Below are 21,346 nucleotides of genomic sequence, written 5' to 3' on the forward strand. Positions count from 1 at the left end.
TCAAGCCCTCAAACCGGCCCTTCCTTTGTCACGGTAATGAAGTCCGTCCCCATCCCTGTCTCCATCTGGTGACTGAGGTCGGAAACGGTAATCGAGCTGCCGGTTGAAAGCTCTTTGTCGATTCGGGAGCGAATTTCAGCCGGTATTTCGAGGCGGCCTAGTGCGGCGCTTAGCTGGTCAAAGCCACCGGGCGCTTCGGTAACGGTGATGCCGAGCCGCTTGCGGGCTGCTGCCGGCAGATGGTTTTCCAGTGTTACGCCATTCCATTCGGCAGTTCCGGCTGCGCGGTTGACGGCAACGGCTTCGAAGAAATGCGTTCCGAGTGCCACCTCGGGATCCTTGATGTCGATCGCAGCCTCGAACAGCGGCTTGAAATCCTGTCGCACCATGATCTGGCCATTCGGTGGATGATCTTCGCCGGCAGACGCGTAAACCGCAGCGACGAAATCGTCGGTCAGAAGCGGCCCGGTGGTTTTCAGCCCCTTCCAGCGCTTGAAACCGTTGACGGCGCTGATCGTCATTTCTCCGGTATAACCGTCGGGTGCCCCGGCATCGAAACCAAGGCGGGTCAGCACGGCCTGAATATCCATCACCTTTTCGCGCTCGCCGCGCCGGGTGATGAGGATGCGCAAGGGCGAGGGCTCCTTGCCTTTGGCCATCGGTTTGATGGCTTGCGTTTTTTCATTCACGGCCACCTCAACGGTACCCAATGCGGCGTCGAAGGTCGCGGGGCGCAGCTCGACGTCGGATAAAAGCAGCTTGCCGTCATCGGCATCGTCCCGCGGCTCAAACAGGGTGGGATGTTGTACGGAGCGCAGAGAAACCGGCCGGTCGGTGATGATGACATGCACGCCGTAGCGGGTCTCGCCGAACAGCGACTGCGCGAATTTCGAAGGCAGGCGCACGCAGCCATGCGAGGCCGGATAATTCGGCACCTTGCCTTCGTGCAACGCGATGCCCGACCATGTCAGTCGCTGCATGAAAGGCATGGGCGCCGCCGAGTAGATGTTCGATTCGTGGTATTTGCGCTTTTCCAGAATCGAAAAAATGCCGCTCGGCGTCTCATGCCCGGCCTTGCCGGTTGAGACCTTGGATGTAGCAACGATCTCGCCGTTCTCGTAAAGCGCCAGGGATTGATCGCTTTTCGAAACGACGATCTGCAGGGACTTGTTGTCGGCGGCAAGCGCCGGAAAGGCAAGAATGCTGGCCGACAGCATGCCGGTCAGAAGACGGAAGCGAAGGGACATGACGCAATACACCACATGCACAAAACTTCGTTTACTCAACCACGCGAAGTTTAATGAAGTTTAAGGATACGGCGTCTGCCACATCACTAATTTGTGTAATATCTAAAATAGGGGCGGGGTGTTGCAGACGCAGGGTTTCACGGCGTATGCAAGTGGCATGGCCGCTATTTGCGTGTGCCGAAAGTGTAGCCGGTCTCGACGCTGCCCTTGCCGAACTTGTCGCGCAGCTTGTCCATTGCCGCTTCCGCCGCCGCCCGCCGTTCCGCCTGCCTGTCGACGAGATCGGGAGGATCGGCAAGGTCCGCATCGCGCAGATCACTGACGCCTATGCCGATCAGGCGAAACTTGGTGCCGTCGGTTTCTTTCGCAAGCAGCGAAAGGCCGGTGCGGAATATGCGGTCGGCAAGCTGGGTAGGGTCATCAAGCTTGCGGTTGCGGGTGCGGAGTTTGAAATCGGCCGTCTTCATTTTCAGCACCACCGTCTGGCCGGAAATACCGCTCTTCTTCAGGCGCCATGCAACTTTTTCGGAAAGCGACCGCAGGATCGGTACGAGGTCCTCGTGGCGGGAAATATCGTTGAAGAAGGTGGTCTCGGAAGACACGCTTTTCACCGGGTCGTTATTGTGCACGTGCCGTTCATCGATGCCGCGCGAAAGCCGGAACAGCCGTTGTCCCATCACGCCATAGCGGCGCATCAGGTCGCCTTCCGCCATCTCCTGCAACTGCGCGATCATGCGGATGCCGTCCGCCTCCAGCGTCGCCGCAAACGCCTTTCCAACGCCCCATATCGTCGTGACGGGCCGTGCTGCCAGAAAGGAAAGCGCTTCCGCTTCGCCGATCACCGAAAAGCCGCGTGGTTTTTTAAGGTCGGACGCGACCTTGGCCAGAAATTTGCAGTAGGACAGCCCGGCCGAGACGGTAACGCCCACTTCTTTTTCCACCCGTTTCACGAATTTCGCCAGAACCCGGGCGGGCGGATCGTGATGCAGCCTTTCCGTTCCGGAAAGATCGAGAAACGCCTCGTCTATGGAAAGCGGCTGCACGAGCGGTGTCAAATCCTGCATCATGGTTCGGATCTGACGGCCGACGCGGCTGTATTTTTCCATGTCGGGCTTGATGACCACGGCGTCCGGGCAGGCTTCCAGCGCCTTGAACATCGGCATGGCGGAGCGCACGCCCTGAATGCGGGCAATGTAGCAGGCAGTGGAAACCACGCCGCGTTTTCCGCCGCCGATGATCAACGGCTTGTCGGCAAGCTCGGGATTGTCCCGTTTTTCAACGGAGGCGTAAAAGGCGTCGCAATCGATATGGGCGATGCTGAGGTCGTAGAGTTCGTCATGGTAGACGAGGCGGGGACTGCCGCAGGCGCGACAACGCCTCAGGTCCGCTGGCTGGCCGGCCAGACAGTCGCGGCAAAAACCGGGATCATAAAAATGCGACGTGGACATGGGCCGAAAACAAAACCAGAACGTGGCTGACCATACTCCGGCCATGACGGCGGCTCAAGGGGTGGCCTGTCAATACTCACCCGAATCCAGCCCCGGGCCGGAAAAATGGTGCCAGGCGGCGGCAACCGTTTCGGGGGATGTGTCGGTCGCCGCGCAGAAGGCCATGAGGTCTGGTTCGTGGCTCATCAGAAAATCGGTGAGCCCCGCCAGAAAGCCGGGATCGTTGGCGGCATGGCGCAGCATATTGGCCTGCAATCCGCTCAGCGCCAGAAAACGCCCGAGCATTTCCGGCTCGTTTGCCAGCCAGCCAAGTATGGCGGCCGCCGTTTCTTGCGGATCTTTTCCGGCATTGTCTTTGTTTTTTGTATCTCTCAGCATTTCTCTACCGAAGTTACCTATTTTGAAACCAAATCGTTCTAGCCTTGCGCAACAAATGGACGATGGAATCGGTTCTCTGGCACCCTATATGTCTGGGAGAAGGTTTCAAAGCGAAACGGGGACTGCCCACCATGCCCAAGCAGGTCATGATAGTCGAAGACAACGAGCTGAACATGAAGCTCTTTCGTGACCTGATCGAGGCGTCTGGCTATACGACGATCCAGACGCGCAACGGCATGGAAGCGTTGGATCTTGCCCGCAAGCACCGCCCGGACCTCATTCTCATGGATATTCAGCTGCCGGAGGTTTCCGGGCTGGAGGTGACGAAATGGCTGAAGGAGGATGACGAGCTGCACGTCATTCCGGTCATCGCGGTCACGGCCTTCGCCATGAAGGGGGATGAGGAGCGCATTCGTCAGGGCGGATGCGAGGCCTATGTGTCCAAGCCGATCTCCGTTCCGAAATTCATCGAAATCATCAAGACCTATCTAGGCGATGCGTAAGGCGGTTGGGGAACTGTTATGACGGCGAGAGTTCTGGTTGTTGACGACATACCCGCAAACGTAAAGCTTCTCGAAGCCCGGCTTGTCGCGGAATATTTCGACGTCGTAACCGCCGAGGATGGTTTCAAGGCGCTTGATATCTGCGACCGGGAACAGGTCGATATCATCCTGCTCGACATCATGATGCCTGGCATGGACGGTTTCGAGGTCTGCGAAAGACTGAAGGCCAATCCGAAAACGGCGCATATTCCTGTTGTCATGGTCACCGCACTCGATCAGCCATCGGACCGCGTGCGCGGCCTGAAAGCCGGCGCCGATGATTTTCTGACCAAGCCCGTTAACGACCTTCAATTGATCGCCCGTGTCAAAAGCCTCGTGCGCCTCAAGGCCGTCAGTGACGAATTGCGGCTGCGGGCCGAGACCGCGCGCGAGATTGGCATCGAGGAGATGCTGCGCAGCGATGGCCTCATGCAGACGCCTGGCCGCGTTCTGGTGGCGGATGGCCGCGCAAGCTCGCAGGAACGCATCGTCAGGGCGCTGAAGCCGGTTGCCGAGGTCGATGCCGTCACGGAGCCTCAGGCGGCTCTGCTGAAGGCGGCGAGCAACCCCTTCGAGCTTGTCATCGTCAATTCCAATTTCGAGGATTATGATCCGCTGAGACTGTGTTCACAGCTTCGTTCGCTGGAGCGTACCCGGTTCCTGCCGTTGCTTCTGGTGGCGGAGCAGGGGGCGGACGACATGGTGGCGCGGGCGCTCGATCTTGGCGTGAACGATTATATTCTCCGCCCGATAGATCCCAACGAACTTGTCGCCCGGTCTCTGACGCAGATCCGGCGCAAGCGCTATAACGAGCATCTGCGGCTCAATCTCCAGCACACGATGGAGCTTGCAATCGTCGATGGGCTGACCGGTCTCAACAATCGCCGTTATCTCGACAATCATCTGAAAATACTTTTCGACCGCGCCGCCGTCCGTGGCCGCCCTATTTCCATTTGCATGACCGATATCGACCGCTTCAAGTTGGTCAACGATACCTATGGCCACGATGTCGGCGATGAGGTTCTGCGCGAGTTCGCAGCCCGCATCCGCAGCACGGTGCGCGGTGCCGATCTTGCCTGCCGTTATGGCGGGGAGGAATTCGTGGTTGTGATGCCCGACACGCCTATGGAGCTTGCCACAAGCGTTGCCGAACGCCTGCGGGCAATCATTGAGGACAAGCCGTTTCACGTTCGTTCCATCGACCGCGAGTTGAGTATCACGGCTTCGCTTGGCATCGCCACCAGCAGTGGAGCATTCGGCGCGCCGGACGAGCTTCTGAGACATGCAGACAAGGCGCTCTACGAGGCGAAACACACAGGACGCAACCGCGTCGTGGCGGCCGCCGCCTGAAGGTGCAGGCCGGCCTATGAGGCGGACAATTCGTGCCGCCTTTTGAGACTTTCGACATTTACCGTTATCGATAGCCGCCCAAAGACCTGACGGCAAACCGTGGCAAGCGCCAAGTCCCTGACCTTGCCAGTATTTTATCTTCTTGCAATGAAGGGATGAAGTTAAACAGGGTTAATAGAGTTCAAGTTGAAAAATACGTTGAATTCAATCGCTCACGGAACTATAGTGTGCCAGCGTTGTATATTTAACCATGTTTTCCAGGTGATGTATCTCTGGCTTAAGAATTTGTTGATTTTTATTTTACTTCTGCGCACACTCCCAATCGAGAATAACAGTTCTTCCGGCGGTTTTTCCGTCTAGTGATGAAGAAACCATGGCGGTTTACACCGCTGATGTTTCGGTCGTCAGGGGCTGGTATTGCGTAGTTTGAATGCCCCATGATGCTCAGGTCCGCCGCATCTCCTGGATCGTGGGGTCGGTCGGCTGACGATGTCCGAATCGGTTCCTCGTGCCGTGATCACATCGTTGGCCGACCGCCTTATCTCCCAAAATATTCTGTGCTTGTGCTGCCGCTTATAGCGCAGCACATCCGGCTGCGCGCGCAGGCCGCGCTTTCACAGCGGTTGGCGCATTTGGCCGATGAGACGCTGGTTAGGAGAGGCGCTGACTAGGCGAGACCGTGGTTTGGTGACGGTGATAAAGAGTTTTCCCGCCGTGCCGATAGCGCCGCCTAAGTTCCAAACTCAAGAGCCGCAACGAGGAGGTCGCGATTCGGTGGCCTGTGTCGGGCCTTGCGAGGGCGCTGGCGCAAAGAATGCCGTTGGCGGCAATCCTTTCCGTACAAACAAAAAACGCGCCCGTTGGGCGCGCTTTTGCCGGAGAACCCGATCAAGAATTACTTAATCTTGGTTTCCTTGAATTCAACGTGCTTGCGTACAACCGGGTCATACTTCGTCTTCGTCATCTTGTCCGTGAACGTACGGCTGTTCTTGGTGGTGACGTAGAAGGTACCGGTGTCGGCTGTCGACAGCAGCTTGATCTTGATTGTTGTAGCTTTCGCCATGGTCGTCCTGCCTTTAAACAAAAGAGAAGCCGCAGGCGCTTCTCACCTCGGCTAAATCTGGCGCGAAACTACGTATCGCGCCTGAAAAGTCAAGTCTGTTTTGCCCTGAAAACAAAACGGAAGGCATAAAGCACCACGTAAAGCCCGAAAAACACGGCAAGCGCCCAGGCGAAACCATCGGTACCCGCAACATCCATGGAAATGCCGACGGCCTGTGGTCCGGCTATGGTGCCCATGGCATAGCAGAAGATGAAGGCGGCGTTGGCGGCCACCAGATCGGCCCCTTTGAGACGCGATCCCAGATGGGTAAGGCCGACGGTATACATGCCGGATACGAGGCCGCCCCAGAACAGCAACAGGGCCGCGACGAGAATCCATCTATCAACCAGCAAGGGCAGCGCCAGCGTGCCGCAAACGCCCGCAAAGGCCATCAGCGCCAGCATTGTGCGCCGGTCCTTCATTCGGTCCGAAAGCAGGCCGATCGGTATCTGGAAGACCATGTTGCCGATGCCCATCACGGTCAGCAGAAGTGCCGCCTGCGATTCGTTGAAGCCTTCGCGGGTCGCATAGATGGGAAAGAGCGACAGACCGCCCGCTTGCACGGCGCCGAACACGAAGGCCGCCGCAGAAGCCATCGGCACCAGCCATATATAACGGGCGAAATGGTGGTTCGGCCTTTCGCTCAGCTCCGGGCTTTCGCCACGCGCGAGGAAGATCGGGATCGCGGCAAGCAGGATGATTGCCGCCCCGACCAGAAATGGCAGGATGCCATCGCTGCCGACCACGGAAAACAACAACGGGCCAACCGCAAAGCCAACCGCAAGTCCGGTGGCGTAGATGCCGAGAACCATGCCGCGTTTTTTCGGCGGCGCGGTCATGTTGATCCAGTATTCGGAGAGGATGAACAGCGTGGTGGTTGCGCCATGGAAGACGATTCGCAGCGGAAACCACATCCAGAAGGCATCGGCGAAATAGAAACAGAGCGCACTCAGAGCCGACACGACAACGGCAAATAGCATCGTTCGCGCCACGCCGAAATCATGGGCGATCTTGGTGGTCACCGGCGCTGCCATCATCGCCGCAACGCCGGCCATTGCCGAATTTACCCCGATCATGGTGGAGGAGATGCCGCGCTTCTCAAGGATGATCGACAGGAGCGGCAGGCCAAGGCCGATGGCGACACCGACCGCGCTGATGGCGGAGATGGCGGCGATCAGTGAGGGCCAGTGAATGGCGTCCGCTTCGCATTTCATTTGTGACATGACGGCCTTTATACAAAGTCTCGAATGAATCGGCCGTGGCGCGTGACATAGAGCCGCGCGGGGCTTTCAAAGGGCAGTGACGGATCACCTATCATGAGTTTTGTGACATCTTCGAGAACCGTGCGTGTGATTTTCGGCATGTTCAGACTGGAAAGCGCTGTCATGTCAAGCCATTGCACATTGTGCAGCTCATCTGAATCTCTGATTAGCCGGGTATCCAGCCGCAACTCGTCGGCGTAACAGCAAAAGAATCGCGTGTCGTAGCGCCTGATATTGCCGGGCGGGGTGATCGCGCGCGCCACATATCGAAAACGCGAAAGGTCCGGACCGTCAGCGTCCATGCCCATATCGACGCCGGTTTCCTCCAGGAGCTCGCGCGCGGCGGCAAGCGCCAGCGCCCGTGCCCCGGCAGCGCTCAGGCGGCGCGCAGCAGACGTGGTGAGGCTGCGCAGCACGGCGGGGTGCAGATCGCCGGAGAAGGGCAGGGCGTGGTCGCGCGGATCGCGTTTGCCACCGGGAAACACGTAAGCGCCTGGCATGAATATGTGGGCATTAGTGCGCCGGCCCATCAGCACGCGAATAGCAGGGCCGGAACGATCAAACAGGATGATCGAGGCGGCATCGCGCGGCCGCAGGGGGCCGCTCGCCGCCTGGGTGCTCGAGGGAAGCTCGGACACGCGCAAATTCCCGCCCGCCGTCAGTGGGAGGAGCCGTCTATCTGCACTTTTGGCTGTTTTCCGTCGAAGCCGTGCATTCTAAGCGCCCATTGCAGGCCGATGACGCCACCCTTGATCGGTTGCAGCGTCAGAAGCGCGGCCAGAATGGTGATAGGCACCCAGATGGCGAAGTGCACCCACATGGGAACGGAAAGCACGAGATCGGTCATCATGAAGCCGCCAACGGCGATATGGCCGATGATGACGATGGAAATATAGGGCGGCAGGTCGTCGGAGCGGTGATGATGCATTTCCTCGCCGCAGGCCGCGCAATTGTCCACCGGCTTCAGGAAGGCCCGAAACAGGCGACCGCTGCCACAGGCCGGGCAGCGATTGGCCATACCCCGCATGATCGAGCGGCCAAGCGGACGCTCCGCGCTTCCATCTCCGAAGGTAACCGTTTCCGAGCCCTGATTTGCACTCATCCTGAAGTCCTTCTCCCGTTTGTCTTAACCGCTTGACGCGGTCTTTTTACCGACGTCCTCTCGGCGGCCTTGTTCCCGGCTTGGCGGAAGGACGTGATGTCCGCCGGCCTGCCTTGTGGAACGACCGCGAGCCGACCGGCATCTTGCGCCCCGGGCTCAGCATTTCAAACCGCAGCGCACCAGCCAACGGTACCGCTTCTGCAAGCCGCACCTGAACCGTATCGCCAAGCTGATAACCGAGCCCCGTCTTTTCCCCCGTCAGAGCCTGATGGGCTTCGTCGTAGAGGAAATAGTCGGTTCCAAGTGTAGATATAGGAACAAACCCGTCGGCGCCAAACTGCGGCAGCGCGACAAATAGTCCCGCCTTCGTGACACCCGCGACGCGGCCGTCGAACTCTTCACCGACGCGTTCGGAAAGATGGTGCGCGATCAGCCGGTTGATGGTGTCGCGCTCGGCGGCCATGGCACGGCGCTCGAAGGTCGAGATTTCGGCGGCGATATCGTCCAGCGTCGCCTCTTCCTGCGGGGTGATGCCGCCTTCGCCGAGGCCTAGCGATCCGACCAGCGCGCGATGCACGATCAGATCGGCATAACGGCGGATCGGTGAGGTGAAATGCGCGTACTTCATCAGGTTCAGGCCGAAATGGCCGATATTTTCCGGACTGTAGATCGCCTGGCTCTGGCTGCGCAGCACCATCTCGTTGACCATGATCTGGTGCGGCGTGTCGAGTGCGCGCGCCAGAATGCCGTTGAAGGAATTGGCGCGCATCGCGACACCCTTGGCCATGGAAATGCCGATGGTGCCGAGGAATTCGCGCAGCACTTCCTGCTTGGTGAGTGTGGGGGCGTCATGCACGCGGTAGACCAGCCGCTGCTTTTTCTTTTCCAGCGTCTCGGCGGCGGCGACGTTCGCCTGGATCATCATTTCCTCGATCAGCTTGTGCGCGTCGAGGCGTTCGGGAATGACGACCTTGTCCACCGTGCCGTCGGGCCTGAGCTGGATCTTGCGCTCCGGCATGTCGAGTTCCAGCGGTTGGCGGCGGTCGCGGCCGCGCTTCATCACGGCATAGGCGTGCCACAGCGGCTTCAGGATCGGCTCCAGCAGCGTGCCGGTCTTGTCGTCCGGGCGGCCGTCGATTGCGGCCTGCGCCTGCTGGTAGGAGAGCTTGGCGGCACTCTTCATCATGATGCGATGGAAAGTGTGGCTCGCCTTGCGGCCTTCCTTCGAGAAAGTCATCCGCACAGCAAGGGCAGGGCGGTCGACGCCTTCCTTCAGCGAGCAGAGGTCGTTGGAGATGCGTTCCGGCAGCATCGGCACGACACGATCAGGGAAATAGACGGAGTTACCGCGCTTCAGCGCCTCGCGGTCGAGCGGTGCGCCTGATCGCACATACCATGACACGTCGGCGATGGCGACGGTGACGATCACTCCATCAGGATTGTCGGGCGAGGGGTCGAGTTCGGCATAGACCGCGTCGTCATGGTCCTTGGCGTCGGCCGGATCGATCGTGATCAGCGGCAGGTCGCGCCAGTCTTCGCGGTGCGACATGGTCGCGGGCTTTGCGGCATCCGCCTCGGCCAGAACATTCGGCGGGAAGATGTGCGGAATACCGTGGGCATGGATCGCGATCATCGAGATCGCCTTTTCCGAGGCGACTGAGCCGACGACCGAAAGAACCTTTGCGCGTGTCAGGCCGTAGCGACCGCTGTTGCGCGAGGTTTCCACCTCGATCAGGTCGCCGTCCTTGGCATCGCCGACACCCTCGGGGTCGATGACCATTTCCTCACCGCGCCGGTCGATCGGCATCAGGCGTCCGCCGCCGCCTTCCGTTTCCTTGAACACGCCAAGCAGCGCGTTCTGACGACGGTCGATCAGCTTGACGACGCGGGCCGTGTAGGCCGGGCCGACGCTGTCCTTGGAGGGGAAGATTTTTGCCAGAATGCGATCGCCGAGACCGGCGGCCGGGGCTTTCTTACTGCGATCCTGCGAGGACTGGCGGATGAGTACGGCGGGAGCCGCGCCCTGATCTTCAGGCCATTCGGCAGGCCGGCCGATCAATTCGCCGTCCTTGTCGCGGGTGGTGATGTCGAGAACCGTCACCGGCGGCAGGCCACCCGGTCGCGTCAGCGTCTTGCGGCTCTTCTGCACCATGCCGTCGCTTTCAAGCTCCTTCAGCAGTGCCTTGAGCACAACGCGGTCGTCGCCCTTCAGCCCGAAAGCTTTGGCGATTTCGCGCTTGGAGGCCTGCTGCGGATGCTCGGCGATGAATTTCAGCAGCACTTCGCGGGAAGGCACCTTGCCATGGATGATGCCTTCACCTTCATTTGCCCGCTTGCCGCGCCCGGTACGTCCGAAGCCGTCGCTGGCGGAACCCTGTCTCTGACGCGGCGCCTTGCTCACGATTCTGCCTTCTTGGGTTTGGCTGCGGCTTTCGGCTTGGCAGCCGTCTTGCTTTTCGTTGCGGCCTTGGCTTTTGTCGCCTTCGGCTTTGCGGCTGTGTCGCCATCGGCCTTCTTGGCAGCAGGTTTCTTGGCCTTGGCGGGCTTGCCGCCGGTTCCGGTCTTGGCGATGCGCTCGGCAATCAGCACCAGCGATTCGTCCAGCGTCACGGAGGTCGGATCCTGCCCCTTTGGAATGGTGGCGTTGACCTTGCCCCAGTTGACGTAAGCGCCGTAACGCCCGTCGCGGACGGTGATCGGGCCGCCATCGGGGTGATCACCCAGTTCCTTCAGCGCCGCAGGCGTGCCGTTGCGGCCGCGCCCCGGTCCCTTGCTCTGCTTCTCTGCAATGACGGTAACGGCACGGTTGAGGCCGATCGAGAACACGTCTTCGATGCTTTCGAGGTTGGCATAGGAACCGTCATGCAACAGGAAGGGTCCGTAGCGGCCAAGCCCGGCGGAAATCATCTTGCCGGTTTCGGGATGCTTGCCGATATCGCGCGGCAGGTTGATGAGCGCCAGCGCCTTTTCGTGGTCGATGTCCTCAGGCTTCCAGCCCTTTGGCAGCGAGGAGCGCTTGGCTTCCTTGCCATCGCCGCGCTGGATGTACGGGCCGAAACGGCCAGACCGAAGCGTCAACTCCTCGCCGGTCATCGGATCGGCACCCAGCGCTTTCGGCTCGTTGGACACGGAAGCTTCGGCTTCCGAGCCATCGGACGTGAGCTGGCGGGTAAAGTTGCACTCCGGATAATTGGAGCAACCGACGAAAGCGCCATATTTGCCGAGCTTCAGCGAAAGATTGCCGGTGCCGCAAACCTGACAGATGCGCGGATCGGAACCGTCCTCACGCTTGGGGAAGACCAGCGGGGCCAGAACTTCATTGAGCGCATCCAGCACGTTGGTGACGCGCAATTCCTTGGTATCTTCGATCTGCGCGAAGAAATCCTTCCAGAAATCGCGCAGCACCTGCTTCCAGTCCAGTTCGCCTGCGGAAATGCGGTCGAGCTTTTCTTCCAGATCGGCGGTGAAGTCGTATTCGACATATTTGGCAAAGAAGCTTTCGAGGAAAGCCGTCACCAGCCGTCCGCGCGAATGGGGAATGAGCTTGCGCTTGTCGATGATGATATATTCGCGGTCGCTTAGCGTCTTCAGTGTCGCCGCATAGGTGGAAGGACGGCCGATGCCGAGTTCTTCCATCTTCTTGATGAGCGAGGCTTCAGAATAACGCGGCGGCGGCTCGGTGAAGTGCTGGCTGGCGTTGATCTTCTGCTTGGCGAGGTTCTCGCGGGCATTGATCTGCGGCAGGCGGCCTTCATCGTCACCGTCGTCGCTTTGCTCGCCATCTTCTTTCTGGTCGGTATAGGCGGCAATGAAGCCGTCGAAGCGGATGACGGAACCGACGGCACGAAGCCCGGCCTTTTCACCGTCCTTGTCCGCCAGAATTTCCACGGTGGTGCGCTCGATTTCAGCCGACGCCATCTGGCTGGCGATGCCGCGCTTCCAGACCAGGTCGTATAGACGCAGCTGGTCTGGATCGAGGTAACGCTTAACCTGCTCCGGTGTGCGGTTGAAATCGGTCGGACGGATAGCTTCGTGCGCTTCCTGCGCGTTCTTTGCCTTGGTCGAGTAGAAGCGCGCCTTTTCCGGCACATAGCGGTCGCCGAACTGCTCGCCGATGGCGCGGCGTGCGGCATCGATCGCCTCCGGCGCCATCTGCACGCCGTCGGTACGCATATAGGTGATCAAACCAACGGTTTCGCCGCCGATGTCGATACCTTCATAAAGCTTCTGGGCCACCTGCATGGTGCGCGAGGCGGAAAAGCCCATGCGCGAGGAGGCAGCCTGCTGCAGCGTCGAGGTGGTGAAGGGCGGCCCGGGATTGCGCTTGACGGGTTTCGCCTCGACCGTATCGACAATATAGGTCGCGCCCTCCAGGAGCGCCTTCAGGCGATTGGCGTCATCTCCGGTCTTGATCGAACGGCCTTGCAGCTTCTTGCCATCGGCGGAAACCAGCTTCGCCTCGAACTCGTCACCGCGCGGTGTCTTCAACAGCGCGCTGATGTTCCAGTATTCCTCGGAGACAAAACGCTCGATCTCGGCTTCGCGGTCGCAGACGAGACGCAGCGAAACGGACTGCACGCGGCCGGCGGAACGGGCGCCCGGCAGCTTGCGCCACAAAACCGGCGACAGGTTGAAACCGACGAGATAATCCAGCGCACGGCGGGCAAGATAGGCATCGACCAGCGGCACGTCGATGTCGCGCGGGTTCGCCATCGCGTCCAGTACCGCCTTTTTGGTGATGGCGTTGAAGACAACGCGCTTCACCGGCTTGTCGCCGAGAACGCGCTTCTTCTTCAAGAGATCAAGCACATGCCAGGAAATCGCTTCACCCTCGCGATCCGGGTCGGTTGCGAGAAACAGGCCGTCGGAGGATTTCACCGCGTCGGCAATGTCCTTCATGCGCTTGGCGGATGCGCTATCGACCTCCCAGGACATTTCGAAGTCCTGGTCGGGCAGCACAGATCCGTCCTTGGCAGGAAGGTCCCGGACGTGGCCAAAGGATGCAAGAACCTTGTAGCCCGGACCAAGATACTTGTTGATCGTCTTGGCTTTGGCAGGAGATTCTACGACGACGACATTCATATTGTTTTTCTCTGGAACTGGTCCGTTAACATAGCCGGATCACGGCATAATCCCGCAATTCGCCTTCTTTATAATTCGACATGGACAGGTAATGCGCGCGGGTCAAGAGGCAAGCCCGATTTTATCGCTCCAAGGCGATTGCAACCTATGGATAATCTATCGTTGTATTGCAATCTTTGGTAAATTGGTTATAGTGACCAACATGATTTGAATTGACGTAATGCTCTTTGTTTCAGGTTGAATTTCCAGGATAGATATATGGTCCCGAACGCAACAAACAATAATGCCGATAGTGAAGGGACCAGAGAGAACTTGGCTTACATTCGCCAGATGCTCGCGGAACTGAGGCTCGTCGCCAATCGCGAGGGCGCCGACATGCTGTGCTATCTGATTGAAATGGCCTATGTGGAAGTCGGCGATATCCAGAGCGGGCGGCGCAAGCTTTCAATCCGCGAGGAGCGAAACCCGCCCCCCGGCGTGCCGGTTTAACCGCCCGGCAATATCGAGTTCCAGCAGCACCATGTGAACCGTGGCTGCGGAAAAACCCGTGTGGCGAATGATATCGTCCGTTTCGACGGGCGAGTGCCCGAGAGCGGCGGCAACGATGCTGCGCTCGTCATCTCCAGGCGGTGACATCTCCTCATCGGATCGTGGTTCCTCGACCTTGCGGTCATAGGGCAATTGCGGTTCCATCAGCGGTCGTAGCGCATCGAGAATATCGGCCGCCCCCGTGGTCAGCATCGCGCCTTCCTTGATCAGCCGGTTGGTGCCTTCGCAGCGCGCGTCGAGTGGGGAGCCTGGCACGGCGAAAACCAGCCGGCCCGCTTCGCCGGCAAGCCGCGCCGTGATCAGCGAACCGGAGCGTTCCGCCGCTTCCACTATGACGACGCCGAGCGAGACGCCTGATATCAGCCGGTTGCGGCGGGGGAAATCCCGCGCGCGTGGCTCCCAGCCGAAGGGCATTTCGCTGATCGTCGCGCCGCCCTGTTCGTAGATGTCCTGCAAGAGCTCGAAATTTTCCTGCGGGTAGGGACGATCGAGACCGCCCGCCAGCATGGCCACCGTGCCGGTTGCGAGGCTCGCCCGGTGTGCTGCCGCATCGATGCCGCGCGCCAGCCCGGAAGCGATCGTATAGCCCGCACGACCGCAATCGCGCGCCAGCATCGCGGCGAATTTCGCGCCGTTGATGGAGGCGTTACGTGATCCGACAATGCCGACGCAAGGTCTTGTTGCGGTGCATGCCGATCCCTTCATGGCGATCAGTGGCGGTGCGCCGTCGAGCTGTCGCAGGGCAGGCGGATAGTCCGGCTCACCGATGCCGACGAAACGAGCGCCGAATGTGTCTGCGACTTCGATTTCGGCTTCCGCTTCCGCCTGTGTGGCAATGCGCGGGCTGCGCGATGAACCGCCGCGCCTTGAAAGCTCGGGCAGGGCAGAGAGCGCTTTTTCAGCGCTGCCAAAATGATTGATGAGTTCGCGGAAGGTGACGGGGCCGATATTGTCGCTGCGGATCAACCGAAGCCATGCGACCCGCTGCCGCGCGGAAAGCTCGATGCCCTGCCGTGTCGTTTCCTCATGCGGCATGACGTATCCCTAAAGCGGGCCTTAGCCCTTTTGCCCGATCCTGCTTTCCGTGCCGGCCAGAAGCCGTGCGATGTTTTCCCGGTGTTTCCACCAGGAAATCACGCTAAGCAACGTTACCAGCAGTGCCGTCTTTTCAGGCCCGACTATCCAGAGGGCGACCGGGATCACAAGCATGGCAACCAGCGCCGACAGCGAGGAATACCGGGTGATGAACGCTGTTGCGAGCCAGATCAGCGCAAAAGCCAGCATCATCAGGGGTGCAGCGCCGAGAAGCACGCCGATATAGACGGCAACGCCCTTGCCGCCTTTAAAGCCGAGCCACACCGGAAACAGATGGCCGAGAAAGGCAAAGAAACCGGCAACCAGCGACGCCTCGTAACCCCAGAGCGCATTGGCGACGAGCACTGCGGTGGTGCCCTTCAGCGCATCGAGCAGCAATGTCGCTGCGGCGAGCTTCTTGTTGCCCGTGCGCAGCACATTGGTGGCGCCAATATTGCCGGAACCAATCTTGCGCACATCGCCCAGCCCCGCCATGCGGGTAAGAAGCAGGCCGAAGGGTATCGAGCCGAATAGATAGCCAATCAGCGCCGCAAGGGCGAGAAGGGCAGGCGCCGTCTGCCAGTCAGTCAAAGCACTCATTCAACGTTCCCTCTCGTCGCGCGCCTGCGTGATCCCATGTCCGTGATCTTATGCCAAGGAATGAACCGCTTTGCCAGCCACATAAGTGGCGACAGCGCGGCCGCTGAAACGGGCATCCTCGAACGGCGTATTCTTGGATTTCGACACCAGTTGATCTCTCGCAACCAGCCAAGGCTCATCGAGGTCGATCAGCGTGATATCGGCTTTCGCGCCGGCTTTAAGCGTTCCTGCATCCAGTCCGAAGATTTTCGCCGGGCGGGTGGAAAGCGCATCGATCAGCCGCATCAGCGGAACCTCGCCGCTGTGGTGAAGGCGAAGCGCCGCCGCCAGCATGGTTTCCAGCCCCACCGCACCGCTTGCCGCATCTGAGAATGGCAGGCGCTTGGTGTCCACATCCTGCGGGTCGTGCGAGGAAACGATGATGTCGATCGTGCCGTCCTTCAGCGCCTCGACCATGGCCTTGCGGTCGTCTTCGGCTCGCAAGGGAGGTGAGAGCTTGAAGAAGGTACGGTATTCCCCGATATCGTTCTCGTTCAGCGTCAGATGGTTGATCGAGATGCCGCAGGTCGCCTTGACGCCCCGCTGCCGGGCAAGACGGATCGCTTCTGCCGATTCCGGCACGGAAATCTTGGCGGCGTGGTAGATCGCCTGCGTCAGACCGGCAATGCGCAGGTCGCGCTCCAGCGGAATGATTTCGGCTTCCTTGGGGATTCCGGACAGACCGAGCCAGCTTGCGAAAAGCCCCTCGTTCATGTCGCCGCCGCCGATATATTTGTCGCGGGTCTCAAGTGCAATCACCGTACCCAGTTCGCGCGCATAGGTCATGGCGCGGCGCAGCACCAGCGTGTCGGAAAGCGCCCTGCGGCCATTGGTGAAGGCAACCGCACCGGCTTCCTTCAGCATGCCGATCTCGGTCATTTCCTCGCCGTTGAGGCCCTTGGTCAGGGCTGCGGCGGGATGCACATTGACGAGCGCCTTGTCGCGTGCCGCCTTTTTTACGTATTCGACCAGCGCAATGTCGTCGATAACAGGGTCGGTGTCCGGCATGACGATGATGCTGGTGACGCCGCCGGCCGCTGCCGCGCGCGATGCGGATTCGATGGTTTCACGGTGTTCGCCGCCCGGCTCACCGACAAAGACGCGGGCATCCACCAGACCGGGAACGGCCAGCAGTCCCTTGCAGTCGCGAACCGTCGCACCCTCGGGCACACCCTGGTTGTGTGCCTGCCCGCCGGAAGCGAGGATCGTGCCATCGGCACCGATGACGATGCTGCCCACCTCGTCCAGATTGCGGGAGGGATCAACGATGCGAAGGTTTTTGAGAACGGTCACGGCACTCATACGCGCTCACCCTGATTTTGCGAGACAAGCAGGGTTTCCATGACGGCCATGCGCACGGCAACCCCCATTTCCACCTGGCTTTCGATGACGCTCTGCGGACCATCAGCCACTTCGGAGGAGATTTCCACGCCACGGTTCATCGGGCCGGGATGCATGACCAGCGCGTCTTCTTTCGCTGCCTTCAACTTTTCGGCATCGAGACCGTAATAGTGGAAATATTCGCGCACCGAAGGCACGAAGGAGCCGGACATGCGCTCGCGCTGCAGGCGCAGCATCATCACAACATCGGCGTTCTTCAGGCCTTCCTTCATGTCATGGAAGACCTCGACGCTCATGTCGCGGATACCGGAGGGAAGAAGCGTCGCGGGAGCCACGACGCGCACGCGCGCGCCCATCTGGTTGAGCAGGATGATGTTGGAGCGGGCAACGCGCGAATGCAGCACGTCGCCGCAGATCGCCACCGTTATTCCCGAAAGATCACCCTTGGCGCGGCGAATGGTCAGCGCGTCGAGAAGGGCCTGCGTCGGGTGTTCATGCTGGCCGTCGCCGGCATTGACCACGGAGCAGGCAACCTTCTGCGCGAGAAGGGCTGCGGCACCGGCCGAGGAGTGACGCACGATCAGCACATCGGGGCGCATGGCGTTCAGCGTCATCGCCGTGTCGATCAGCGTTTCGCCCTTCTTCACCGAGGAATTGCTGACCGACATGTTCATCACATCGGCGCCAAGCCGTTTTCCGGCAAGTTCGAAGGAGGATTGTGTCCGGGTCGAAGCTTCGAAGAACAGGTTGATCTGCGTGAGGCCCCGAAGCGTCGAGGTTTTTTTCTCGCGCTGACGGCTGATTTTCACCGCTTCGTCGGCCTTGTCGAGAAGCAGGGTTATATCCTGATGGGAAAGCCCCTTGATGCCGAGGAGATGGCGGTGGGGAAAATAGACCATGGAAATTGTCCTCCGGGTCGCAATAGTCAACGGGTCTATAAAGACAGGTGGCTTTGCGGGCAAGCATGCGATAAGCCGGGTTTTGGCATATACACGCAATAAAGCACGAATCCCGATAGAAGGATGCGAATGACAGGCATGAACCGGACAGAAGAATCGCTCGCCGAACTAAACCAGCCTAGCCTATGGTCCGGTATCAATGCCTATCGTTCCGATCCGCTGATCGTCGACCTCACATCCGGCCTGTCACGCAATCTGAGGGACGAGTTCGACCAGCTCGGCCGTTACGTCACCTCGCACGAGGCGCAGGAACTGGCGCGCATGGCCAATCAGGGCGTGCCGCAGCTGCACACGCATGGCCCGCGCGGGGAACGTCTCGATCAGGTTGAGTTCCATCCCGCATGGCACGCGCTGATGCGCCGTTCCATGTCATCGGGTCTTCATTCCAGCGTCTGGGAAAATGCAGCCGAAACGCGCGGCAATGAACACAAGGCGCGCGCCACCAAATTTTATCTGACCTCGCAGCTCGAGGCCGGGCATCTCTGCCCGTTGACCATGACCAGCGCCTCCGTTGCCGCCATCATGACCTCGTCGCGTGTGCAGAAGGAATGGGTGCCGAAGATACTGTCGCGGAAATATGATTCCTCGCAGAAACCGGCCTTGCAGAAAACCGCCGTCACCGTCGGCATGGGCATGACGGAAAAGCAGGGCGGCACGGATGTGCGCGCCAACCGCACCACGGCGGAGCGGGTGGGCGAGGGCATCTATCGCCTGTCCGGCCACAAATGGTTCCTGTCCGCGCCGATGAGCGACGGTTTCGTCATGCTGGCGCAGATGGGCGACGGCATGGGCTGTTTCCTGGTGCCGCGTTATCTGGAAGACGGTTCCGCCAACGGCCTGCATTTCCAGCGCCTGAAGGACAAGCTCGGCAACCGCTCCAACGCCTCCGCCGAAGTCGAGTTCACCGATGCTTTCGGTTATCTTCTGGGTGAACCCGGCAGCGGTGTGCGCACTATTCTCGACATGGTGACGCTGACGCGGCTCGATTGCGCTTTGGCATCCGCCGGCATGATGCGCGCTTCGCTCGCCGAAGCCGTGCATTTCGCACGCGGCCGTTCCGTCTTCGGCAAGACGCTGGTCAGCCAGCCGATAATGACGCGCGTTCTCGCCGATATGGCGCTGGATGTCGCAGCCGCGACGGCACTCTCCTTCCGGCTGGCATCGGCATTCGATGCCGCCCGCAACAATGCCGCCGAGGCGGCCTATGCGCGGGTGATGACGCCGATTGTGAAATACTGGTGCTGCAAGATCGCCCCGGCGTTGATCTACGAGGCGATGGAGTGCCTTGGCGGCAACGGCTATGTGGAAGAACGGCCGATTGCCCGCCACTACCGCGAAGCGCCGGTCAATGCCATCTGGGAAGGCTCAGGCAACGTCATGGCGCTGGATGTGCTGCGTGTTCTTCAGCGCGGCAAGGATCTGTTCGATCTCGTTTTCCAGACGCTGGAGCGCGATCTCGGACCCGCCGGCAAAAAGACCACGGATGTGCTGCGCGCCGCAATCGCGCTCGCCGAACGCGATGAGGGGGCTGCACGCCTGCTGGTGGAGCAATTCGCACTTGCTGCCGCTGCCGCCGAGCTTTGCCGGCTCGGTGCCGGCAAGATCGCAGACGCCTTCCTCGAAACCCGTCTGGCGGGCGGTTGGCGACATACTTACGGCATGCTCGATTCTCGCTTTGATCCGAATTATATAATCGATTTATTGTATCCGCCCGCGTCCTGACCGATAAAGGGTGGAAGGCTGTTGCTGCAGTCCCTGTGGGAGGGGTATCGGATTTGAGAAAAGGCGTTGGCGTGGGGCGTATTTCTGTCTTTCAGTCGTTGGGCGCGTGCGCGCGCATGGAGATGGAGGACGATAGCAGATGCTGACCTTCCGCTCCGCCCGTCCTGAAGATGAAGAGGCGCTCTACGCCATCAGTCTTGCCACCGGCGATGCCGGGCAGGACGCAACACCGCTTTATCGCGATGGCCGCATGGTGGGGCATATCTATTCCGTGCCCTATCTGCATCTGTGGCCCGATGCCGTTTTTGTGGCGGAAGACGAAGAGGGTGTCTGCGGTTACATCGCCGGCGCGCTCGATACCGCCTTGCATGATGAGCGGCTGGAGCGTGAGTGGTGGCCGCATCTGCGCGCCCTTTATCCCGACCCCGTTGGCGATCAGCAAACATGGGACGCCGATCAGCGCCGTGCACATTTCATCCACCACCCGCGCCACACGCCAACCTGGCTGACCGATCCGTTTCCGGCCCATATCCACCTGAACCTTCTGCCACGCACGCAGGGCAAGGGCGGCGGCACGCGGCTTTTGTCGCGCTGGCTGGATATGGCGAGACAAAACAACGTCTACGGCATCCACCTCGGCGCCAGCGAGCGCAACCAGGCGGGTATTCGCTTTTGGGAAACCCGCGGCTTCAAACGTCTCGAAACCCACGACACACCAGGCACCGTGTGGTTTGGAATGGCGCTGGAGTGATTATTTGCGGGGTACGGGTCCTCGATCTTCACTCATCCACAGGAACCTTCTCCCCAGCCGCTGCGCTGCATTGTCCTCGTCTTCATGCTTTGTTAACCCGTTGGGTCAGGCCTTTTAAAAGACGGGTAGGGAAGCATGCTGGCGACCGCAGAGGTGATTTCAGCCGACAAGCCGGAAAAGCGCATCAAGGATCGCGCTGCGACCGAAAAGGCGATTTTTGAGGCGGCCCGGTCGCTTCTGGCCGAAGAGGGCTTTCAGGGTTTTGGCATCAATGCCGTTGCCCGCCGCGCCGGATGCGACAAGCAGCTGATCTACCGTTATTTCGGCGGTCTGGAAGGGTTGATCGAGGCGATCGGCGAGGATCTCGGATCCTGGGTGAAGGACCGTATTCCTGAAGATACCGGCGGCATGTTCCTGTTGACCTATGGCGATCTCATGGAAAAGCTGGCGCTTTATTTCATGGATGCGCTGCGCAGCGATCCTCTCGTCTGCAAGATCATTGCCTGGGAAGTGTCGGATGGCTCGCCGCAGGTCAGGCAGCTTGCCGAAGCCCGTGCCAAATCGCTCGGCAAATGGCTGGAGCGCATGCGCGGATCGCTGGCAGCACCCAAGGGCGTAGATACCGCAGCCGTCAATGCCGTGTTGTTCGCCGCCATCCAGCATCTCGTCATTTCCGCCGCAACCAGCGGCCAGTTTGCTGGCGTGCCGCTGAAATCGGACAAGGACTGGGACAAGATTGCAACCGCCGTCAAAAGACTGGTGCGCGGCGTTTACGGCTGAGCGCGGCGTAACGAGTCG

General features: G+C 60.1%; 19 protein-coding genes. 6 read left to right on the forward strand and 13 right to left on the reverse strand.

Annotation, left to right across the window (positions count from 1 at the left end; translation table 11 throughout):
* Window positions 1-8 precede the first annotated feature (8 nt).
* The 3 genes from CRO62_RS24025 to CRO62_RS24035 form a co-directional block, all read right to left on the reverse strand.
* Entirely contained in the window at window positions 9-1,247 is a 1,239-nt protein-coding gene (locus CRO62_RS24025) for a L,D-transpeptidase family protein (protein ID WP_097102327.1), read from the reverse strand.
* A 164-nt stretch (window positions 1,248-1,411) separates the two neighbouring features.
* Window positions 1,412-2,695 (reverse strand): DNA polymerase IV, encoded by a 1,284-nt coding sequence (locus tag CRO62_RS24030; RefSeq protein WP_097102329.1) that lies wholly within the window; start codon window positions 2,693-2,695, stop codon window positions 1,412-1,414.
* A 69-nt stretch (window positions 2,696-2,764) separates the two neighbouring features.
* Entirely contained in the window at window positions 2,765-3,073 is a 309-nt protein-coding gene (locus CRO62_RS24035; RefSeq protein ID WP_097102331.1) for a DUF3572 domain-containing protein, read from the reverse strand.
* A 131-nt stretch (window positions 3,074-3,204) separates the two neighbouring features.
* On the opposite strand from CRO62_RS24035, the gene CRO62_RS24040 reads away from it, so the two are divergent.
* A complete protein-coding gene (locus CRO62_RS24040; RefSeq protein WP_003496409.1) occupies window positions 3,205-3,576 on the forward strand; it encodes a response regulator in 372 nt (123 codons plus the stop codon).
* An 18-nt stretch (window positions 3,577-3,594) separates the two neighbouring features.
* Complete coding sequence (locus CRO62_RS24045) at window positions 3,595-4,965, forward strand: PleD family two-component system response regulator (protein ID WP_097102333.1); 1,371 nt, start codon at window positions 3,595-3,597, stop codon at window positions 4,963-4,965.
* Window positions 4,966-5,860: 895 nt separating this feature from the next.
* Here the strand turns inward: CRO62_RS24045 and rpmG are convergent.
* The 6 genes from rpmG to topA all read right to left on the reverse strand — a co-directional run bounded on the left by rpmG (window position 5,861) and on the right by topA (window position 13,513).
* Window positions 5,861-6,028: a 50S ribosomal protein L33 gene (rpmG, locus tag CRO62_RS24050; RefSeq protein WP_003496403.1), complete on the reverse strand. Its 168-nt coding sequence runs from the start codon at window positions 6,026-6,028 to the stop codon at window positions 5,861-5,863.
* A gap of 89 nt (window positions 6,029-6,117) precedes the next feature.
* A complete protein-coding gene (locus tag CRO62_RS24055; protein ID WP_019565488.1) occupies window positions 6,118-7,281 on the reverse strand; it encodes an MFS transporter in 1,164 nt (387 codons plus the stop codon).
* Between the two features lie 17 nt (window positions 7,282-7,298).
* Complete coding sequence (locus tag CRO62_RS24060) at window positions 7,299-7,967, reverse strand: NUDIX domain-containing protein (RefSeq protein ID WP_097103280.1); 669 nt, start codon at window positions 7,965-7,967, stop codon at window positions 7,299-7,301.
* 20 nt (window positions 7,968-7,987) lie between these two features.
* Window positions 7,988-8,431, reverse strand: coding sequence for a DUF983 domain-containing protein (locus CRO62_RS24065; RefSeq protein ID WP_003512717.1), 444 nt, complete (start codon window positions 8,429-8,431; stop codon window positions 7,988-7,990).
* A 46-nt stretch (window positions 8,432-8,477) separates the two neighbouring features.
* Window positions 8,478-10,832, reverse strand: a complete 2,355-nt coding sequence (rnr, locus tag CRO62_RS24070) for a ribonuclease R (RefSeq protein ID WP_097102336.1) — start codon at window positions 10,830-10,832, stop codon at window positions 8,478-8,480.
* A complete protein-coding gene (gene topA, locus CRO62_RS24075) occupies window positions 10,829-13,513 on the reverse strand; it encodes a type I DNA topoisomerase (protein WP_097102338.1) in 2,685 nt (894 codons plus the stop codon). Before topA ends, rnr begins: the two co-directional genes overlap by 4 nt.
* Window positions 13,514-13,771: 258 nt before the next feature.
* Between topA and CRO62_RS24080 the strand changes: the two genes are divergently transcribed.
* The gene (locus tag CRO62_RS24080) at window positions 13,772-14,002 is read left to right on the forward strand and encodes a hypothetical protein (protein WP_097102339.1); all 231 of its coding nucleotides are present in this window, start codon (window positions 13,772-13,774) and stop codon (window positions 14,000-14,002) included.
* Here CRO62_RS24080 and dprA read toward each other — a convergent pair.
* From dprA to CRO62_RS24100, 4 genes are read right to left on the reverse strand one after another with little or no spacing between them, the layout of a single operon-like run.
* The gene (gene dprA / locus CRO62_RS24085; protein WP_097102341.1) at window positions 13,958-15,097 is read right to left on the reverse strand and encodes a DNA-processing protein DprA; all 1,140 of its coding nucleotides are present in this window, start codon (window positions 15,095-15,097) and stop codon (window positions 13,958-13,960) included. The genes CRO62_RS24080 and dprA overlap by 45 nt on opposite strands.
* Before the next feature lie 21 nt (window positions 15,098-15,118).
* Window positions 15,119-15,736: a glycerol-3-phosphate 1-O-acyltransferase PlsY gene (gene plsY / locus CRO62_RS24090; protein WP_174001697.1), complete on the reverse strand. Its 618-nt coding sequence runs from the start codon at window positions 15,734-15,736 to the stop codon at window positions 15,119-15,121.
* Between the two features lie 48 nt (window positions 15,737-15,784).
* Window positions 15,785-17,077 carry a dihydroorotase gene (locus CRO62_RS24095; RefSeq protein WP_097102343.1) on the reverse strand — a complete coding sequence of 431 codons (1,293 nt, stop codon included), beginning with the start codon at window positions 17,075-17,077 and terminating at the stop codon, window positions 15,785-15,787.
* Window positions 17,074-18,015: an aspartate carbamoyltransferase catalytic subunit gene (locus CRO62_RS24100; RefSeq protein WP_003512724.1), complete on the reverse strand. Its 942-nt coding sequence runs from the start codon at window positions 18,013-18,015 to the stop codon at window positions 17,074-17,076. Before CRO62_RS24100 ends, CRO62_RS24095 begins: the two co-directional genes overlap by 4 nt.
* Window positions 18,016-18,144: 129 nt before the next feature.
* On the opposite strand from CRO62_RS24100, the gene CRO62_RS24105 reads away from it, so the two are divergent.
* From CRO62_RS24105 to CRO62_RS24115, 3 genes are all read left to right on the forward strand, one after another.
* Window positions 18,145-19,797 (forward strand): acyl-CoA dehydrogenase family protein, encoded by a 1,653-nt coding sequence (locus tag CRO62_RS24105; RefSeq protein ID WP_097102345.1) that lies wholly within the window; start codon window positions 18,145-18,147, stop codon window positions 19,795-19,797.
* Between the two features lie 139 nt (window positions 19,798-19,936).
* Window positions 19,937-20,548, forward strand: coding sequence for a GNAT family N-acetyltransferase (locus tag CRO62_RS24110; protein WP_003512727.1), 612 nt, complete (start codon window positions 19,937-19,939; stop codon window positions 20,546-20,548).
* A 135-nt stretch (window positions 20,549-20,683) separates the two neighbouring features.
* Window positions 20,684-21,328, forward strand: coding sequence for a TetR/AcrR family transcriptional regulator (locus CRO62_RS24115; RefSeq protein ID WP_003512728.1), 645 nt, complete (start codon window positions 20,684-20,686; stop codon window positions 21,326-21,328).
* Window positions 21,329-21,346 lie beyond the last annotated feature (18 nt).

The organism is Rhizobium sp. AN6A (assembly GCF_900215635.1).
GTDB lineage: Bacteria > Pseudomonadota > Alphaproteobacteria > Rhizobiales > Rhizobiaceae > Agrobacterium > Agrobacterium tumefaciens.

Excerpts from the sequence above, each read along its gene's own strand:
- CRO62_RS24115 (WP_003512728.1), top strand. The coding sequence starts at position 20,684 with ATGCTGGCGACCGCAGAGGTGATTTCAGCCGACAAGCCGGAAAAGCGC.
- CRO62_RS24065 (WP_003512717.1), bottom strand. The coding sequence starts at position 8,431 with ATGAGTGCAAATCAGGGCTCGGAAACGGTTACCTTCGGAGATGGAAGC.
- CRO62_RS24105 (WP_097102345.1), top strand. The coding sequence starts at position 18,145 with ATGACAGGCATGAACCGGACAGAAGAATCGCTCGCCGAACTAAACCAG.
- CRO62_RS24030 (WP_097102329.1), bottom strand. The coding sequence starts at position 2,695 with ATGTCCACGTCGCATTTTTATGATCCCGGTTTTTGCCGCGACTGTCTG.
- CRO62_RS24040 (WP_003496409.1), top strand. The coding sequence starts at position 3,205 with ATGCCCAAGCAGGTCATGATAGTCGAAGACAACGAGCTGAACATGAAG.
- dprA (WP_097102341.1), bottom strand. The coding sequence starts at position 15,097 with ATGCCGCATGAGGAAACGACACGGCAGGGCATCGAGCTTTCCGCGCGG.
- CRO62_RS24100 (WP_003512724.1), bottom strand. The coding sequence starts at position 18,015 with ATGGTCTATTTTCCCCACCGCCATCTCCTCGGCATCAAGGGGCTTTCC.
- topA (WP_097102338.1), bottom strand. The coding sequence starts at position 13,513 with ATGAATGTCGTCGTCGTAGAATCTCCTGCCAAAGCCAAGACGATCAAC.
- CRO62_RS24055 (WP_019565488.1), bottom strand. The coding sequence starts at position 7,281 with ATGAAATGCGAAGCGGACGCCATTCACTGGCCCTCACTGATCGCCGCC.
- CRO62_RS24110 (WP_003512727.1), top strand. The coding sequence starts at position 19,937 with ATGCTGACCTTCCGCTCCGCCCGTCCTGAAGATGAAGAGGCGCTCTAC.
- CRO62_RS24045 (WP_097102333.1), top strand. The coding sequence starts at position 3,595 with ATGACGGCGAGAGTTCTGGTTGTTGACGACATACCCGCAAACGTAAAG.
- CRO62_RS24095 (WP_097102343.1), bottom strand. The coding sequence starts at position 17,077 with ATGAGTGCCGTGACCGTTCTCAAAAACCTTCGCATCGTTGATCCCTCC.
- CRO62_RS24025 (WP_097102327.1), bottom strand. The coding sequence starts at position 1,247 with ATGTCCCTTCGCTTCCGTCTTCTGACCGGCATGCTGTCGGCCAGCATT.
- CRO62_RS24080 (WP_097102339.1), top strand. The coding sequence starts at position 13,772 with ATGGTCCCGAACGCAACAAACAATAATGCCGATAGTGAAGGGACCAGA.
- plsY (WP_174001697.1), bottom strand. The coding sequence starts at position 15,736 with ATGAGTGCTTTGACTGACTGGCAGACGGCGCCTGCCCTTCTCGCCCTT.
- rpmG (WP_003496403.1), bottom strand. The coding sequence starts at position 6,028 with ATGGCGAAAGCTACAACAATCAAGATCAAGCTGCTGTCGACAGCCGAC.
- CRO62_RS24035 (WP_097102331.1), bottom strand. The coding sequence starts at position 3,073 with ATGCTGAGAGATACAAAAAACAAAGACAATGCCGGAAAAGATCCGCAA.